Below are 16245 nucleotides of genomic sequence, written 5' to 3'. Positions count from 1 at the left end.
CGAGTCCTTATTTCAGCGGCGAGTTCTTACGCTCGATGCTGTAGCGCTCAAGCTCTTTGTACGGCACCACCTGGCTTTTCTTCTTGCGCACGTCCACCACGGTCATGCGGTCGGTGCAGGAGTAGCACGGGTCGAGGCTGCCGATGATCAGCGGCGCGTCGGAGACCGTGTTGCCGCGCAGCATATAGCGCAGGGTTGGCCAGTTGGCGTAGGTGGCCGCACGGCAGCGCCAGCGATAAAGCTTCTGGTTATCGCCGGTCATGCTCCAGTGGATGTCGTCCCCGCGCGGCGCTTCGGCAAAGCCGAGGGCAAAGCGGTTCGGGATGTAGGTGAAGCCCTCCACCATCAGCGGACCGCCCGGCAGGTTATCGAGCCCAAAGTCGATCATATTCAGCGCGGTGAAGACCTCGTTGATACGCACCTTCAGGCGGGAGATGACGTCGCAGCCCTGTTCGCTGTGTATGGTCATTGGCAGCAGGCCGTAACCAACAAACGGGTGATCGGCGCGGGTGTCGCGGGCGTGGCCGCTGGCGCGCACCATCGGGCCAACGTTGCTGAAGTCGCGGGCGATCTCCGGATCAAGACGGCCGATCCCCACGGTACGCTGCTCGATGTTGGGCGTGCTGAGCAGCATATCCACCAGCTCCTGCACGTCGCGACGCATCTGCTGTGCCAGCTGTCGGGTCTGGATCATGTCGTTTTTAAGCAGGTCACGGCGGATCCCACCGATCAGGTTCAGACCGTAGGTTTTACGCGCCCCGGTGAGGATCTCCGCCATCTTCATCGACGCCTCGCGCACGCGGAAGAACTGCATAAACCCGGAGTCGAAACCGACAAAGTGACAGGCCAGACCGAGATTCAGCAGGTGCGAGTGCAGACGTTCCACTTCCAGCAAAATGGCGCGGATCATCTGCGCGCGCTCCGGCACCACGATCCCCATGCCGTTCTCCACCGAGGTGGTATAGGCGGTGCTGTGGGCGAAGCCGCAGATGCCGCACACGCGGTCCGAGAGGAATGTCACCTCGTTATAGCCCATCCGGGTTTCCGCCAGCTTCTCCATTCCGCGATGGACGTAGAACAGGCGGTAGTCGGCGTCGATAATGTTTTCGCCATCAACAAACAGGCGGAAGTGGCCTGGTTCATCAGAGGTGACGTGCAGCGGGCCAATCGGCACCACATTGTTCTTTTTGTTGCCGAGTTCGTTAATGAACTCGTAGGTTTCGCTGTCGGTGGTCGGGGCCGGACGCTGGCGGTAATCCATGCTGTCCTTGCGCAGCGGATACAGTTCGTCCGGCCAGTCGTCCGGCAGCACCAGGCGGCGTTCATCCGGCAGCCCCACCGGCACCAGGCCATACATGTCACGCACTTCGCGCTCGCCCCAGACGGCGGCAGGCACGCGCGGTGTGACGGACGGGTACTCCGGCTTGTTCGGGTCGACTTCCACGCGTACGGTAAGCCAGCACTTATCGCCCTTCTCCATCGACATCACGTAGTACACCGCGTAATTGCCGCACAGCTGACGCTCGTCATTGCCGAACAGCACCGACAGCCAACCGCCCTGCTGGTAGTAAAGAAACTCCACCACTTCCGGCAGATAGTTCACCTTAATGGTGACGGTTACCTGGTCTTTGGTCTGCCATCCTTCATCCAGCACAACACCCGGAAAAGCCTGATGCAACGCGGCGAGATACTGCTGACCTTTCTTTTCTTCAGACATAAATACTCTCTTTAATCACGCCACCAGCAAGGAGACGAACGCTAAAAATGCAAAACCAAAACCGGCCCAGGTGATGCGCGAGGTCGCGACAAAGCGCAGACGTGCCATGCTGTTTTCAAACAGGGCAATCACCAGCACGCCGACCAGCAATTTGAGCGCGGCAACCACCACGGCCAATACCAGCCCCCCAGCGGAGAAATGCGTCATCTGCCCCCACGGGAAAAAGACGCCGAGGAACATCTGCAATACCACCAGCTGCTTGAGGCTGATGCCCCACTTAAGCACCGCAAAGCCGTAGCCGCTGTATTCGGTGAGCGGTCCTTCCTGCAGCTCCTGCTCGGCTTCTGCGAGGTCAAACGGCAATTTGCCCATCTCAATAAAGGTGGCGAACGCGCAGGCGCAAAGGGCCAGCACTAGCGGGAGGGTACGTGACACCGGCCAGTGGTAAACGGTGTGGGTGATAAAGCTGATATGGGTGGAACCCGCGACCTGCGCGGCCACCCATAGCCCCAGCAGCAGGATCGGTTCGACCAGCACGCCCAGCATCGCCTCGCGGCTGGCGCCGATACCGGTAAACGGGCTGCCGGTATCCAGGCCCGCAATAGCAAAGAAGAAGCGGGCAATGGCGAAGAGGTAAATCAGCGTAATCAGATCCCCAAGTGCAGGCAGCGGCGAGCCCACCGTCACCACCGGCAGCGCGGTGGCGATGGTCAGCATCACGCCGACCATCACGAACGGCGTCAGGCGGAAGACCCAGCCTGCGGCATCCGGCGCCACGCTCTGGCGGGAGAGCAGCTTGAAGAGATCGCGGTACTCCTGGAGCACGCCAGGCCCGCGACGGTTGTGCATCCGGGCGCGCGCCACGCGCGTGATGCCCGACAGCAGTGGCGCAACGGCGAACAGCACCAGCGCCTGAAGTATTGCCAGTAACAGACTCATGTCAGGCTCCTCGTGAAATCACAATGACCACCAGCACCGCCAGTTCGATCAGCGCCAGACGGCGGAACAGCGCAGGTACGGCGGCGCTCTGCCAGCCCGGCATCCAGCCCACCGGGTTCAGCCAGTGGCGCAGCTTCAGCACGGCAGCGAAGTTCTCTTTCACCGGCATGGCAAAACCGTGGGCGGTGATGACCATCGATTGTTCGTGTTCGTAGCCGCAGGCCCAGGCCGCCCCGCGCGAGCGGGAGGGGAGTCGGTCGCGCCTGAAGAACAGCATCAGCACAAACGGCAGCAGCGGTGCAGCAATCAGCAACAGCGCCATCATCGGCTGGGAGACGGTGGTATGCGCAAGGGTCAGCGGCAGTGGAATGGCGTTATCCAGCAGCGGCAGCAGCCATGGGGCGGCGACCCCGCCCGCGATGCAGCACAGCGCCAGCGCGACCACGCTGGCACACATCAGTACCGGGGCGCAGCAGGCGTTTTCCGCTTCCCGCGTGCGCGGTGCGCCGAGGAAGGTGACGCCGTAGACTTTTGCCATACACATCACCGCCAGCGCCCCGGTTATCGCCAGCCCAACCGCCAGCAGCGGGCCGAGCAGCCGGGCGATAAAGGCATCGCTCTGACCGAGCGCGAAGAAGGACTGGTAGATCACCCACTCGCCCGCAAAGCCGTTCAGCGGCGGCAACGCGGCCATCGCCATCAGCCCGACCAGCATGGCGAGAGAAATCACCGGCATCTTTTTGCCGATGCCGCCGAGTTTTTCGATATCCCGATGACCGGTACGGAACCAGACGCTGCCCGCGCCCAGGAACAGGGTGCTTTTAAACAGGCTGTGGTTAACGAGGTGATACAGCCCCCCGATAAACCCGGCGGCAATCAGCGCCGGTTGATTAAGTGCCAGGCCGGTCACGCCTGCGCCGATGCCGAGCAGGATAATGCCGATATTTTCCAGGGTGTGGTACGCCAGCAGACGCTGAATGTTGTGCTCCATCAGCGCATACAGCCCGCCGACAAAGGCGGTAATCATACCTGCGATAAGCAGCGCGACACCCCACCACAGCGGCGGCTGGCCGCCGGTCAGGGTGATCGTCAGAACGCCGAACAGACCGACTTTCATCACCACGGTGGAAAACAGCGCGGCGGCGGGTGCAGAGGCATTCGCGTGCGCCTGCGGCACCCAGCCGTGCAGAGGGATGACCCCGGCCAGCAGGCCAAAGCCCACCACGCCCAACAGCCAGACGTCGTTTCCCAGCGGCTGACCGTTAAGCGCTGCGAAGTCGAGCGTGCCGAAACGTTGCCACACCAGCCAGCAGGCCAGCGCCAGCAGCAGCGTGCCGAGGCGACCGAGCGCAAACCACAGCTTGCCGGAGGCGCTACATCCCGTCAGGAATACACCGCAGAGCGCCATGATCTCCGCCATCACTACCAGCGCGCCGAGGTTGCTGGCAATGACGGTGCAGACCGCCGACGCCATCAGCAGGTTAACCAGCAGACCATTCGCGCGGGTGTGCTGATGGCGGTGCCAGTCAATATTGAACAGGCTGATAAACACCCCGCACAGGCCAAAAGTCACCAGCCAGATGGCGTTCAGCGGCGTGAGCTGAACGGTATGACGGACGATCGGAATCATTGCTTCGGCGGTCTGGCCGCTGAGTAACACTGCCGTACCTGCTGCCAGCGTCATCAGGCTGCCCACCGCCCCGCCGATACCGGCGATCCAGCCGCTCAGGGTTTTATGGAATGACAGGAGCCACGCCAGCACAGCAGCGGCGGCAAAGTACGCCACGGCGCTGTTAATCATGAATATCGCGTTCATTTCGCCCCCTCGTTAAGCGCCTGAAGCAGAGAAAGATCGCCGACGTCGGTATTAATGGTCAGCTCGCGCTTGCGTTTGCTGGTACGGGCAATATCGCGAATGTTGACCAGAATCAGCGCTTTGGTCGGGCAGGTGCGCACGCAGGCCGGGCCCTGCTCATCGAAGCTGCACAGGTCGCACTTCACCGCCACCGCACGCACGCCGGGCACCCAGTCAAGCAGCGTACTGACACGTGCCGGAGCCGGGGGAGCAGGTGGCGCTTTTGGGGTGTTGGCATTCGCCGGAATATGCAGCGGACGGCTGCCGGAAAATTCAATCGCACCGAACGGGCAGGCTATGCCGCACAGCTTGCAGCTCACGCACAGGCTTTCGTTCAGCTGTACCGCGCCGTCAACGCGGGTGATGGCATTCACCGGGCAGACACCTGCGCACGGCGCATCTTCACAGTGGTGGCAGAGCTGCGGGGCAGACTCTTTTTCATTACGCATGACGCGCAGGCGCGGCATGGACTGGAGCCCGTGCAGGCGGTGCGTTTCCGAACAGGCCGCCTCACAGGTTCGACAGCCAATACAGACCGTCGAGTCAGCAATTACAAAACGGTTCACCGGGTCATCCTCTGGTGATAGTCATTTTCGACGAAAAACTGTCATGTCGACACTTCTCGACACGTGATGATCAGGCCACGTCCGCTGAGGCGTGTTCATCCATCAGCTGTTTCAGATTGACCGGGAGATCGTGTTCTACGGCGGTGTACAGACCGTTATAAACCGGCGCGATTTTTTCCAGATAGTGCTCCAGCACCTGCTGGCGATCGCGGTTGCTGACGTGACCGTCAACCATGCCGTCGGCCATCAGTTGCGCCTTCGCAATACACTGTTTTTCACCCTCTTTTGTCTCGACGTAGTACTCAATGGTGTGGCTGTTGAAGGTGTCGGCCAGGGTGACGTAAATCGTGAAATGGCCGAACAAAACAAAGCGCATATCCCCCTGCGCCGCACAGCTCATGGCGTGGTGAAGACGGGCTTTGGAGAGGGTGATCCCCTGGACCAGTGAGTTGCAGTAAAGGTGCCACTGGTCCTGTAACTGCTGGTGACGCTGCGCGATGTAATCCGCTTTTTCGCTAATTTCCCAAATAGTCATAGAAGGTATCCGGTTAATGGAGATAGCGGCTGTTAAGCAGATTCCATGCCAGTTTTTAATGCATTGATATTTAATGGATTTAATTCAAAACAGGCTGTCAACAAGAGGGTGTCGACGTGTCATTTCGACAGCGTTGACATCGTCACCCCCTAACCAAAACCAGGCTGGCATTGTTATTGCATTAACGGGGCAATTCATTAAGGAGGCGTCATGCACGAAATCACCCTCTGCCAGCGGGCACTGGAACTCATCGAACAGCAGGCAGCGCAAAACCACGCGACGCGCGTGACCGGCGTCTGGCTGAAGGTCGGGGCCTTTTCCTGCGTCGAAACCAGCGCCCTCACCTTCTGTTTTGAGCTGGTGTGCCGCGGCACGCTGGCGGAAGGCTGCGAGCTTCATATTGAAGAGCAACAGGCGGAGTGCTGGTGCGAGCAGTGTCAGCAGTACGTCACCCTGCTGTCGTCGAAGGTCCAGCGCTGCCCACAGTGTCAGCACACCGGCCTTCGCATCGTGGCGGATGACGGGATGCAGATCCAACGCCTTGAAATCGAGAAGGAGTAAAGTATGTGTAGTACCTGCGGTTGCGCCGAAGGCAACCTGTATATCGAAGGGGATGAACACCGTCCTCACTCCGCGTTTCGCTCCGCCCCTTTTACCCCCGCACCGCGTCCGGCAGCGGCACTCACCGGCATTCGCTTTGCGCCTCAACGCTCCGATATGGGCGATCTTCATTACGGCCACGGCGAGGCGGGTACCCATGCGCCGGGCATGAGCCAGCGCCAGATGCTGAACGTAGAAATCAACGTACTCGATAAAAACAACCAGATCGCCGCCCGCAACCGCGCCCGGTTTGCCGCACGTCAACAGCTGGTGCTCAACCTCGTCTCCAGCCCCGGCTCCGGCAAAACCACGCTGCTGACAGAAACGCTCAAACGCCTGAACGAACGCGTCTCCTGCGCGGTGATCGAAGGCGATCAGCAAACGGTCAACGATGCCGCCCGTATTCGTGAAACCGGCACCCCGGCGATACAGGTCAATACCGGTAAAGGCTGCCATCTGGATGCGCAAATGATTGCCGATGCCACACCGCGTCTGCCGCTGGCGGATAACGGCATTCTATTTATCGAAAACGTCGGCAATCTGGTCTGCCCGGCCAGCTTCGATCTCGGGGAGCGGCATAAAGTGGCGGTCCTCTCGGTGACCGAAGGAGAAGACAAGCCGCTCAAATATCCGCATATGTTTGCCGCCGCGTCGCTGATGCTGCTGAACAAAGTCGACCTGCTGCCGTACCTGAATTTCGACGTGGATAAATGCCTGGCTTATGCCCGTGAAGTGAACCCGGACATTGCGATCCTGCTGGTCTCCGCCACGCGCGGCGACGGCATGGCGCACTGGCTAAACTGGCTGGAGAGTGAACGATGTGCATAGGCGTCCCCGGACAAATCCATTCCATTGACGGAAACCAGGCCAAAGTGGAGGTCTGCGGCATATTGCGTGACGTCGATTTAACGCTGGTGGGCAGCACCGATGAGACGGGCGTCTCGCGCCTTGGTCAGTGGGTGCTGGTACACGTGGGGTTTGCCATGAGCGTGATTAATGAAGCGGAAGCGCGCGACACGCTGGATGCCCTGCAGAACATGTTCGATGTGGAGCCGGACGTCGGCGCGCTGCTGTACGGCGAGGAACGGTAATTATGCGTTACGTTGATGAATACCGCGCACCTGAGCAGGTGATGCAGCTTATCGGTCATCTGAAAACGCGGGCCGCCCTGCTGAAGCACACGGCGGAAAAGCCGCTGCGGATCATGGAAGTCTGCGGCGGGCACACCCATGCCATTTTCAAATTTGGCCTCGATCAACTGCTGCCGGACAACATAGAGTTTATCCACGGCCCGGGCTGCCCGGTTTGCGTGCTGCCCATGGGGCGCATCGACAGCTGTATCGAGATCGCCAGCCAGCCTGACGTCATTTTCTGTACCTTTGGCGACGCGATGCGCGTGCCGGGGAAAAAGGGCTCGCTGCTGCAGGCCAAAGCGCGCGGCGCGGATGTGCGCATCGTGTACTCGCCGATGGATGCCCTGAAGCTTGCAACCGATAACCCTGGCCGAAAGGTGGTATTTTTCGGGCTGGGTTTTGAGACCACCATGCCCGCTACGGCGATCACGCTGCAGCAGGCAAAACGCAGCAATGTCACCAATTTTTTCTTTTTCTGTCAGCACATTACGCTTATCCCGACGCTGCGCAGCCTGCTGGACGCCCCGGACAACGGCATTGACGCGTTCCTGGCACCGGGCCATGTCAGCATGGTGATCGGTACCGGGGCCTACGGCTTTATCGCTGACGATTACCATCGCCCATTAGTCGTCGCTGGTTTCGAACCTCTTGATCTACTGCAAGGCGTCACCATGTTGGTTGAGCAGAAAATAGCAGCCCTGAGCGCGGTGGAAAATCAGTACCGCCGCGTGGTGCCGGATGCCGGAAATGAACGGGCGCAGCAGGCGATAGCTGACGTATTTAGCGTTGAGGGCGACAGCGAGTGGCGCGGGCTGGGGTTGATTGCTGAATCCGGCGTGCGCCTGACCCCAGCCTACCGGTCGTTTGATGCAGAAACGCATTTCCGCCCACAGCCACAACAGGTTTGCGACGATCCCCAGGCCCGCTGTGGCGAGGTCCTTACCGGAAGATGTAAACCCCACCACTGCCCGTTATTTGGCAACACCTGTAACCCGCAAACGGCATTTGGCGCGCTGATGGTCTCTTCCGAAGGGGCATGTGCCGCGTGGTATCAGTACCGCAACCAGGAGAGTGAAGCATGAACACGGTTGAAATGGCGCACGGCAGCGGCGGTCTGGCGATGCAGCAGCTGATAAACCGGCTGTTTATGGAGGCCTTTGATAACCCCTGGCTCGCCGAGCAGGAAGACCAGGCCCGCATTGACCTCGCTTCCCTCACCGCCCATGGCGACAGGCTGGCCTTCTCCACCGACAGCTATGTGATTGACCCGCTGTTCTTCCCCGGCGGCGATATCGGCAAGCTGGCCGTCTGCGGTACCGCGAACGATATCGCCGTCAGTGGTGCCATTCCGCGCTACCTCTCCTGCGGATTTATCCTTGAAGAAGGTTTGCCGATGGAGACGCTCGCGGCGGTGGTCAGCAGCATGGCGCACACCGCGCGCGAGGCAGGGATTGCTATCGTCACCGGCGATACCAAGGTGGTGCAGCGCGGCGCGGCGGATAAGCTCTTTATCAACACCGCCGGGATGGGGGCGATCCCCGCCGATATTCACTGGGGCGCGCAGCAACTGGCCGTGGGCGACGTGCTGCTGGTCAGCGGCACGCTGGGCTGTCACGGGGCGACCATCCTTAACCTGCGCGAAGGGCTGGGGCTGGACGGGGAACTGCGCAGCGACTGCGCGGTGCTCACCCCGCTTATCCAGACGCTGCGGGCGATCCCCGGCGTGAAAGCCCTGCGGGATGCCACCCGTGGCGGCGTCAATGCCGTGGTGCATGAGTTCGCGGCCTGCTGCGGCTGCGGTATTGAACTTACTGAGCGCAGCCTGCCCGTGAAGCCTGCGGTTCGCGGACTGTGCGAGCTGCTGGGTCTGGATCCGCTCAATTTTGCTAACGAAGGCAAGCTGGTGATAGGCGTTGAGCGCACCGCGGCCGAAGCCGTACTTGAACAGTTGCGGGCGCATCCGTCAGGAAAAGAGGCCGCGATAATTGGTGAGGTGGTTGAGCGCAAAGGGGTGCGCCTGGCCGGACTGTATGGCGTGAAGCGCACGCTGGATCTGCCGCACGCGGAACCGTTACCCCGCATTTGCTAGAACCGCGCGAAAAGCGGTCGGCACGGAATTTATTTTTTTGCCCGTTTCTACTGGAAAGCACTATGCCGTATACACCGATGAGCGATCTCGGACAGCAGGGTCTGTTCGACATTACGCGAACACTTTTACAGCAGCCCGACCTGGGTGCGCTGAGCGATGCCCTGACGCGTCTGGTCAGGCAATCTGCAATGGCAGACAGCGCCGCCATTGTGCTCTGGCATAGCGGGAGCCATCGTGCGAGCTACTTCTCCACACGAGAAAACGGAAAAGCATTTGAATACGAAGACGAAACGTATCTCGCTCACGGGCCGATACGCCGTATTCTTTCCCGGCCGGAAGCGCTGCACTGCAATTTTGAGGAGTTCCGTCAGGCGTGGCCGATGCTGGCCCGGAGCGCCTTATATCAGCCGTTTGGTCATTACAGCCTGCTGCCGCTGGCGGTGGAAGGCCACATTTTTGGTGGCTGCGAGTTTATCCGTAATACCGACCAGCCATGGAGCGAGGCGGAATATGAGCGTCTGCACACCTTCACCCAGATAGTGGCCGTCGTCGCCGAGCAGATCCAAAGCCGCGTAAGCAATAATGTGGATTACGACCTGCTGAGCCGTGAGCGTGACAACTTCCGCATTCTGGTGGCAATCACCAACGCCGTGCTCTCCCGTCTCGACATGGATGAGCTGGTCAGCGAAGTGTCGAAGGAGATCCATCACTACTTCAAAATTGACGCCATCAGCATTGCCTTGCGCGGCCATCGCAAGGGCAAGCTCAACATCTACTCCACGCACTATCTCGACGAAGCGAACCCGGCCCATGAGCAGAGCGAGGTGGATGAAGCGGGAACCCTTTCTGAACGGGTGTTTAAAAGCAAGGAGATCCTGCTGCTCAATCTCAGCGAGCAGGATGTGATGGCGCCTTACGAGCGAATGCTGTTTAACATCTGGGGCAACAAAATTCAGACTCTGTGCCTGCTGCCGTTGATGTCCGGTAACACCATGCTGGGCGTTCTGAAGCTGGCGCAGTGTGAGGAAGGGGTGTTCACCACCGCCAACCTGAAGCTGCTGCGTCAGATTGCCGAGCGTATCTCCATCGCGCTGGATAACGCGCTGGCGTATCAGGAGATCCACCGTCTGAAAGAACGGCTGGTGGATGAAAACCTGGCGCTGACGGAACAGCTTAACAATGTCGACAGCGAGTTTGGCGAAATCATCGGACGCAGTGATGCCATGTACAGCGTGCTCAAACAGGTGGAGATGGTCGCGCAAAGCGACAGTACAGTGCTGATCCTGGGCGAAACCGGTACGGGTAAGGAGTTGATTGCCCGCGCGATCCACAATCTCAGCAACCGCAACAGCCGCCGGATGGTGAAAATGAACTGTGCCGCCATGCCTGCGGGTCTGCTGGAAAGCGATCTCTTTGGCCATGAGCGCGGCGCGTTTACCGGTGCCAGCAGCCAGCGCCTGGGCCGTTTCGAACTGGCGGATAAAAGCTCGCTGTTCCTCGACGAAGTGGGCGATATGCCGCTGGAGCTACAGCCTAAACTGCTGCGTGTGCTGCAGGAACAGGAGTTCGAACGTCTTGGCAGCAATAAGCTGATTCAGACCGACGTGCGGCTGATTGCCGCCACCAACCGCGATCTGAAAAAAATGGTCGCCGACCGCGAGTTTCGCAGCGACCTCTACTATCGCCTGAACGTGTTCCCGATTTGCCTGCCGCCCCTGCGCGAGCGCCCGGAAGATATCCCGTTGCTGGTCAAAGCGTTTACCGCCAAAATTGCCCGCCGGATGGGACGCAACATCGACAGCATTCCCGCCGAGACGTTACGCACCCTTTCCTCGATGGAGTGGCCCGGCAACGTGCGCGAGCTGGAAAACGTCATTGAGCGTGCGGTGCTGCTGACGCGCGGTAATGTGCTGCAACTCTCCCTGCCGGAGGTTTCTCTGCCGGACTCTCCCGCGGCCGCGACCGACGTGGCCCAGGACGGGGAAGATGAATATCAATTGATCGTCCGCGTACTGAAAGAGACCAACGGCGTGGTGGCCGGGCCGAAAGGGGCAGCCCAGCGTCTGGGGTTAAAACGCACCACCCTGCTGTCGCGCATGAAGCGCCTTGGAATAGATAAAGAGAGCCTGATTTAAGGCGCATTCCGGCGGTGCTTTCTGGCACCGCCTTTTGTCACCCTGCGTTATTGTCCCTCATTGACACACAATATTTTCCTCTGTATAAAATTCCGCCTTAATAATGAGTTTCATTTGCATCAAAAATAACTTTAATGAAGGGTAGCGTTTAATGAAGAAGGTCATCTGCGCGTTAGGCCTGGCGGTTGCGTCGGTCAGTTCTGCTCTGGCAACCACTTATCCTCTGACCATTGAAAACTGCGGTTATAAAGAGACCTTCACCAAAGCGCCGGAACGCGTCGTGGCCCTTGGTCAAAATACCGTTGAGATTTTGCTTCTGCTGGGCCTGGAAGATAAGGTGAAGGCCAGCGCCTTCTGGCCGACCAAAGTGCTGCCGCAGCTGGCGGAACAGAATGCCAAAATCAAAACGCTCACCGTCGAAATTCCTACGCTGGAATCTATCCTTGCGCAAAACCCCGATTTTGTTCCTGCACAATTGCCGCTGCTGCTCGGGCCAGAAAGTAAGGTCGCAAAACGTGAGGATCTGGCTACCGTCGGCGTGAACAGCTATTTATCACCGGGCATGTGCGCCACTAAAAAAGCCTCGGGCGATATGTACGGCAGCCGCCAGAAGCTGTGGGACATGACATACCTTTATAAAGAGATTGAAGATTTCGCCAAAATTTTCAACGTTGAAGACCGTGGTCAGGCCGTTATCGCCAGCTTCAAAAAACGTGAGGCAGACCTGCGCAAAGAATTTGGCAAAAGCAAAAAAGACCTCTCCTTTGTGTTCTGGTTCTCAAGCGCCTCTCCTTCTGCTGATGCCTACGTGGGCGGTAAAAACAGCGCCTCAGGCTTTATCGCTGACGTACTGGGTGGCCATAACGCCATCACCGCCGAGGCCGAATGGCCAACCGTGGGCTGGGAAAGCATCATTGCCGCTAACCCGGACGTGATTGTGGTCTCAAGCCTCGACCGTAACCGCTGGGCGCTGGATAACGCGGAAGAGAAAATCAAATTCCTGAAAAGCGATCCGGCCGTCAGCCAGCTTGAGGCCGTCAAAAAAGGCCATATCGTGGTGATGGACGGCCAGGCAATGAACCCGACGATCCGTACCATTTATGGCGCTGAACAGGTGGGCGAACAGCTCAGAAAACTGGGGCTGAACTGATGACGGCAGCCGTACTTCAGGCCCGACAGGGCCTGTTCCTGACCACTTCCGCTCTGCTGGCTATTGTCCTGCTGTTTCTGGTGATCGCCCTTGGCGTAAGCGTCGGAGAGTTGTCGATTCCGCTGTCCAATGTCTTTTATGCTATCGGTAATAAGCTGGGGCTGACCGCGGTTCCGCTCAACCGCATCTATGAGAGCGTGATCTGGGACTTCCGCCTGAGCCGCGCGCTGGTGGCGGCCTGCTGCGGCGCGGGGCTGGCTATCTGCGGCGCGGTTTTGCAGAGCCTGCTGAAAAACGCGCTGGCTGAACCTTACGTGCTCGGCGTCTCTGCGGGGGCGTCCACCGGCGCGGTTTCCGTCGTGGTGCTGGGGATGGGGACCGGCGCGGTGTCGCTCTCTGCGGGCGCGTTTGCCGGCGCATTCGCCGCCTTTGCGTTTATCGCCTTTCTGACCAACGGCGCGCGCGGCGGCAACGAGCGCACCATTCTGGCGGGCGTAGCCGCCTCTCAGCTCTTCAACGCCATCACCGCCTATACCATCAGCACCTCTGCCAGCGCGCAGCAGGCGCGTGATGTGATGTTCTGGCTGCTGGGCAGCTTTAGCGGTGTACGCTGGCCTGAATTCCAGCTGGCACTGGTTGTGGTGCTGATTGGGTTAGCCATTTGCCTCTACTATTCCCGGGCGCTGGATGCCTTTACCTTTGGTGACGACGCCGCGGCCTCGCTGGGGATTGCCGTCCCCTGGGTGCGCCTGGCGCTCTTTACCACCACCGCATTGATTACTGCAACCATCGTCAGTATGGCGGGCTCAATCGGCTTTGTCGGGCTGGTGGTTCCGCACGTCATGCGTTTCTTGTTCGGTCCTCTGCATCGAACCCTGCTGATTGCCAGCGCACTGGCGGGGGCGATCCTGATGGTGCTGGCAGATATCGCCTCGCGCATGCTGATTGCCCCGCAAAGTCTGCCCGTCGGGGTGGTAACCGCCCTGGTTGGCGTGCCGTTCTTTGCCGTGATCATCTACCGCTCAAGGAATAAGTAATGAGTATCTGCGCTGAAAATATTACCTGGAAGGTAGGCAAAAAGGTCATCGTCAATAACGTGTCGCTCAAGGTGGCGCGCGGTGAAACGGTAGGACTGCTTGGCCCTAATGGTTGCGGTAAATCATCGCTTCTGCGCATTCTGGCTGGCCTGCGCCGCCCGGATGCGGGCTGTGTGACGCTGGACGGTCAGGACATTTCCCGCATCGCCAAAAAGCAGCTTGCGCGCCGGGTGGCCTTCGTTGAACAGCACGGCATGACCGATGCCAATATGCGCGTTCGCGATGTCGTCAAACTTGGTCGCATCCCGCATCACTCCCCGTTCTCGAACTGGAGCAAGCAGGATGACGAGACCGTTACCGCCGCCCTGCAGCGGGTGGATATGCTGGAAAAAAGCGATCAGGGCTGGCTGAGCCTCTCCGGCGGGGAGCGCCAGCGCGTGCATATCGCCAGGGCGCTGGCGCAGACGCCTACAGAAATTTTGCTGGATGAACCGACCAACCACCTGGACATTCACCATCAGATGCAGCTGATGCACCTGATAAGCGACCTGCCGGTGACCAGCATTGTGGCTATTCACGATCTCAACCATGCATCGATGTTCTGCGATTCGCTGATTGTGATGCAGCAGGGGCAAATCGTGGCCACCGGAACGCCGCAGGAGATCCTCTCTGAGACGTTGCTCTGGGACGTTTTTCGGGTCAAAACCAAAATCGAGATCTCGCCGTTCCATGGCAAAAAACACATTCATTTTATCGTTTAAGCGCCCGTAACATGATGCCCCTGCGCCCTGCCACAACGCTCTGGCCGCCCGTCTTACTGGGCAGCCAGTTTGTGTTTAACATCGGTTTTTACGCGGTCGTCCCCTTCCTGGCGATCTTTTTGCGCGACGACATGCTGCTTTCCGGCGGCCTTATCGGGCTGATTCTGGGGCTGCGTACCTTTTCGCAGCAGGGGATGTTCATCGTCGGCGGTGCGCTCTCAGACCGCTTTGGTGCCAAAATCATTATCCTCTGCGGCTGCGTCATCCGCGTTGCGGGTTATCTGCTGCTGGCATTTGGACACGCGCTCTGGCCCATCATCCTTGGCGCCTGTCTGACCGGCATTGGCGGCGCGTTGTTCTCTCCCTCCATCGAAGCGCTGCTGGCCAGGGCGGGTACGCATAGCGAGACTAAAGGTCAACGCAGCCGTGCAGAGTGGTTTGCGCTGTTTGCCGTCTGCGGTGAACTCGGCGCGGTGCTGGGCCCGGTTGTCGGGGCGTTGCTCACGGGGCTGGGGTTTCGCCAGGTGGCGCTGGCGGGGGCGGGGGTCTTCGTCGTCGCGCTGATTGTGCTCTACTTCTGCCTTCCGGCTGCGCAACACAGCAAGCAGGCACTCAATATTGTTCCCTGGTGGACAACCTTCCGTCAGCCGCGCTTTGTCGCCTTTATCATCGCCTACAGCTCGTGGCTGTTGAGCTACAACCAGCTCTATCTGGCGCTGCCCGTAGAGATCCAGCGTGCCGGTGGTAACGAGAAAGATCTCGGCCCCCTGTTTATGCTGGCCTCTGTGCTGATCATCACCTTGCAGCTTCCGCTGGCCCGCTTTGCACGACGCGTGGGCGCGGTGAGAATTTTGCCGGTGGGCTTTTTACTGCTCTCGGCATCTTTTGCGAGCGTGGCGGTGTTCGCCCCGACGGTGCCGCCGGAAGGCTGGCTGCGCTTGCTGCCGTCGGTATGTTTTGTGGCGCTATTAACGCTTGGGCAAATGCTGCTGGTGCCCTCGGCGAAAGATCTGGTTCCACGCTTTGCGGAGGAATCGACACTTGGCGCGCACTACGGGGCACTCGCCACCGCAGGCGGTGTTGCGGTGCTGCTGGGGAATTTGCTGTTTGGCAGTCTGCTGGATCGTGCGCTTGTGCCTTCGCCGCAGGCGATGTTCCCCTGGCTGCTGCTGGCCCTGTTCCCGCTATGCAGCGCGATCGCCATGAAGATCATTTGTCGCCCTTTCACACGCTGAGACGGTTACTTTTTCGGGCGATACTTTTCCGGTAATTCCGGTACCGGGCGACGATCGTCAAGCAGATGGCGTACCGTCAGAATGGGGTGACGCCACAGCATGCGGGGCCCCGCCCAGCGCATAATCTGCTTCATCTCTTCACGCCGGGCGGGCTGGTAGCAGTGTACCGGACACTGTTTACAGGCCGGTTTTTCCTCACCAAAGACGCACTTATCCAGACGCTTATCTGCATAGGCATTCAGCGCCTGATAATGCCCCTCTTCCTGAGAAGCCTGCGGGCACTGTTTTTCATACAGAGCGATCATTCTGGCGATCGTCTTTTTTTCCCGTGAAATACGTTTACCAGACATAGCGGCTCACCGACTAAAAACATGCATTAATAATACTCCTTTATCTGCCACTTTTCAGTCGTTGCATTTCGTTTTCTGAAGCCGCCTTCCACTATTAAGCCCACCCCCACCCTTTTTTACTGGTATTTTATACAGGCATTAAC

The 16245-nt window shown here is 59.3% G+C and carries 16 protein-coding genes; 10 read left to right on the top strand and 6 right to left on the bottom strand.

What is annotated here, in order from left to right:
• Nucleotides 1–7 precede the first annotated feature (7 nt).
• From hycE to hycA, 5 genes are all read right to left on the bottom strand, one after another.
• Nucleotides 8–1717 carry a formate hydrogenlyase subunit HycE gene (gene hycE / locus M8370_RS05070; RefSeq protein WP_250020589.1) on the bottom strand — a complete coding sequence of 570 codons (1710 nt, stop codon included), beginning with the start codon at nucleotides 1715–1717 and terminating at the stop codon, nucleotides 8–10.
• A 15-nt stretch (nucleotides 1718–1732) separates the two neighbouring features.
• The gene (locus tag M8370_RS05065; RefSeq protein WP_062730074.1) at nucleotides 1733–2656 is read right to left on the bottom strand and encodes a respiratory chain complex I subunit 1 family protein; all 924 of its coding nucleotides are present in this window, start codon (nucleotides 2654–2656) and stop codon (nucleotides 1733–1735) included.
• A gap of 1 nt (nucleotide 2657) precedes the next feature.
• Complete coding sequence (gene hycC, locus M8370_RS05060) at nucleotides 2658–4472, bottom strand: formate hydrogenlyase subunit 3 (RefSeq protein WP_250020588.1); 1815 nt, start codon at nucleotides 4470–4472, stop codon at nucleotides 2658–2660.
• Complete coding sequence (locus M8370_RS05055; protein WP_013098468.1) at nucleotides 4469–5077, bottom strand: 4Fe-4S dicluster domain-containing protein; 609 nt, start codon at nucleotides 5075–5077, stop codon at nucleotides 4469–4471. The genes hycC and M8370_RS05055 overlap by 4 nt, the downstream gene beginning before the upstream one ends.
• Before the next feature lie 70 nt (nucleotides 5078–5147).
• Entirely contained in the window at nucleotides 5148–5612 is a 465-nt protein-coding gene (gene hycA, locus M8370_RS05050; protein WP_013098469.1) for a formate hydrogenlyase regulator HycA, read from the bottom strand.
• A 210-nt stretch (nucleotides 5613–5822) separates the two neighbouring features.
• Here hycA and hypA point away from each other — a divergent pair, with 210 nt between their 5' ends.
• From hypA to M8370_RS05000, 10 genes are all read left to right on the top strand, one after another.
• Nucleotides 5823–6173: a hydrogenase maturation nickel metallochaperone HypA gene (hypA, locus tag M8370_RS05045; RefSeq protein ID WP_014833056.1), complete on the top strand. Its 351-nt coding sequence runs from the start codon at nucleotides 5823–5825 to the stop codon at nucleotides 6171–6173.
• Nucleotides 6174–6176: 3 nt separating this feature from the next.
• A complete protein-coding gene (hypB, locus tag M8370_RS05040; RefSeq protein ID WP_058678798.1) occupies nucleotides 6177–7040 on the top strand; it encodes a hydrogenase nickel incorporation protein HypB in 864 nt (287 codons plus the stop codon).
• The gene (locus M8370_RS05035) at nucleotides 7031–7303 is read left to right on the top strand and encodes a HypC/HybG/HupF family hydrogenase formation chaperone (protein WP_020689280.1); all 273 of its coding nucleotides are present in this window, start codon (nucleotides 7031–7033) and stop codon (nucleotides 7301–7303) included. The genes hypB and M8370_RS05035 overlap by 10 nt, the downstream gene beginning before the upstream one ends.
• Nucleotides 7304–7305: 2 nt before the next feature.
• Nucleotides 7306–8427, top strand: coding sequence for a hydrogenase formation protein HypD (gene hypD / locus M8370_RS05030; RefSeq protein ID WP_020689281.1), 1122 nt, complete (start codon nucleotides 7306–7308; stop codon nucleotides 8425–8427).
• Complete coding sequence (gene hypE / locus M8370_RS05025; protein ID WP_250020587.1) at nucleotides 8424–9434, top strand: hydrogenase expression/formation protein HypE; 1011 nt, start codon at nucleotides 8424–8426, stop codon at nucleotides 9432–9434. The genes hypD and hypE overlap by 4 nt, the downstream gene beginning before the upstream one ends.
• Nucleotides 9435–9496: 62 nt before the next feature.
• Nucleotides 9497–11569, top strand: coding sequence for a formate hydrogenlyase transcriptional activator FlhA (gene flhA, locus M8370_RS05020; RefSeq protein WP_250020585.1), 2073 nt, complete (start codon nucleotides 9497–9499; stop codon nucleotides 11567–11569).
• Between the two features lie 151 nt (nucleotides 11570–11720).
• Nucleotides 11721–12719: a siderophore ABC transporter substrate-binding protein EitA gene (eitA, locus tag M8370_RS05015; RefSeq protein ID WP_029883187.1), complete on the top strand. Its 999-nt coding sequence runs from the start codon at nucleotides 11721–11723 to the stop codon at nucleotides 12717–12719.
• Nucleotides 12719–13756: a FecCD family ABC transporter permease gene (locus M8370_RS05010; protein ID WP_250020584.1), complete on the top strand. Its 1038-nt coding sequence runs from the start codon at nucleotides 12719–12721 to the stop codon at nucleotides 13754–13756. Before eitA ends, M8370_RS05010 begins: the two co-directional genes overlap by 1 nt.
• Nucleotides 13756–14517, top strand: a complete 762-nt coding sequence (eitC, locus tag M8370_RS05005) for a siderophore ABC transporter ATP-binding protein EitC (RefSeq protein WP_038984751.1) — start codon at nucleotides 13756–13758, stop codon at nucleotides 14515–14517. The genes M8370_RS05010 and eitC overlap by 1 nt, the downstream gene beginning before the upstream one ends.
• Nucleotides 14518–14531: 14 nt before the next feature.
• Nucleotides 14532–15752, top strand: coding sequence for an MDR family MFS transporter (locus tag M8370_RS05000; protein ID WP_129253333.1), 1221 nt, complete (start codon nucleotides 14532–14534; stop codon nucleotides 15750–15752).
• A gap of 5 nt (nucleotides 15753–15757) precedes the next feature.
• Here M8370_RS05000 and M8370_RS04995 read toward each other — a convergent pair whose 3' ends face one another.
• On the bottom strand, nucleotides 15758–16102 hold the full coding sequence (locus M8370_RS04995; protein WP_038420491.1) for a nitrous oxide-stimulated promoter family protein: 345 nt from the start codon (nucleotides 16100–16102) through the stop codon (nucleotides 15758–15760).
• Between the last annotated feature and the right edge of the window lie 143 nt (nucleotides 16103–16245).

The sequence above is a fragment of the Enterobacter cloacae complex sp. OE43NF genome, from assembly GCF_023544405.1.
GTDB classification, from domain to species: Bacteria; Pseudomonadota; Gammaproteobacteria; order Enterobacterales; family Enterobacteriaceae; genus Enterobacter; species Enterobacter cloacae.
Note: the sequence above shows the minus strand (reverse complement) of the source record. Positions and strands in the feature narration are given on the sequence as shown.

Excerpts from the sequence above, each read along its gene's own strand:
- eitC (WP_038984751.1), top strand. The coding sequence starts at position 13,756 with ATGAGTATCTGCGCTGAAAATATTACCTGGAAGGTAGGCAAAAAGGTC.
- M8370_RS05010 (WP_250020584.1), top strand. The coding sequence starts at position 12,719 with ATGACGGCAGCCGTACTTCAGGCCCGACAGGGCCTGTTCCTGACCACT.
- hypA (WP_014833056.1), top strand. The coding sequence starts at position 5,823 with ATGCACGAAATCACCCTCTGCCAGCGGGCACTGGAACTCATCGAACAG.
- hypD (WP_020689281.1), top strand. The coding sequence starts at position 7,306 with ATGCGTTACGTTGATGAATACCGCGCACCTGAGCAGGTGATGCAGCTT.
- M8370_RS04995 (WP_038420491.1), bottom strand. The coding sequence starts at position 16,102 with ATGTCTGGTAAACGTATTTCACGGGAAAAAAAGACGATCGCCAGAATG.
- flhA (WP_250020585.1), top strand. The coding sequence starts at position 9,497 with ATGCCGTATACACCGATGAGCGATCTCGGACAGCAGGGTCTGTTCGAC.
- eitA (WP_029883187.1), top strand. The coding sequence starts at position 11,721 with ATGAAGAAGGTCATCTGCGCGTTAGGCCTGGCGGTTGCGTCGGTCAGT.
- M8370_RS05065 (WP_062730074.1), bottom strand. The coding sequence starts at position 2,656 with ATGAGTCTGTTACTGGCAATACTTCAGGCGCTGGTGCTGTTCGCCGTT.
- M8370_RS05035 (WP_020689280.1), top strand. The coding sequence starts at position 7,031 with ATGTGCATAGGCGTCCCCGGACAAATCCATTCCATTGACGGAAACCAG.
- hycA (WP_013098469.1), bottom strand. The coding sequence starts at position 5,612 with ATGACTATTTGGGAAATTAGCGAAAAAGCGGATTACATCGCGCAGCGT.
- hycE (WP_250020589.1), bottom strand. The coding sequence starts at position 1,717 with ATGTCTGAAGAAAAGAAAGGTCAGCAGTATCTCGCCGCGTTGCATCAG.
- hycC (WP_250020588.1), bottom strand. The coding sequence starts at position 4,472 with ATGAACGCGATATTCATGATTAACAGCGCCGTGGCGTACTTTGCCGCC.
- hypE (WP_250020587.1), top strand. The coding sequence starts at position 8,424 with ATGAACACGGTTGAAATGGCGCACGGCAGCGGCGGTCTGGCGATGCAG.
- hypB (WP_058678798.1), top strand. The coding sequence starts at position 6,177 with ATGTGTAGTACCTGCGGTTGCGCCGAAGGCAACCTGTATATCGAAGGG.
- M8370_RS05000 (WP_129253333.1), top strand. The coding sequence starts at position 14,532 with ATGCCCCTGCGCCCTGCCACAACGCTCTGGCCGCCCGTCTTACTGGGC.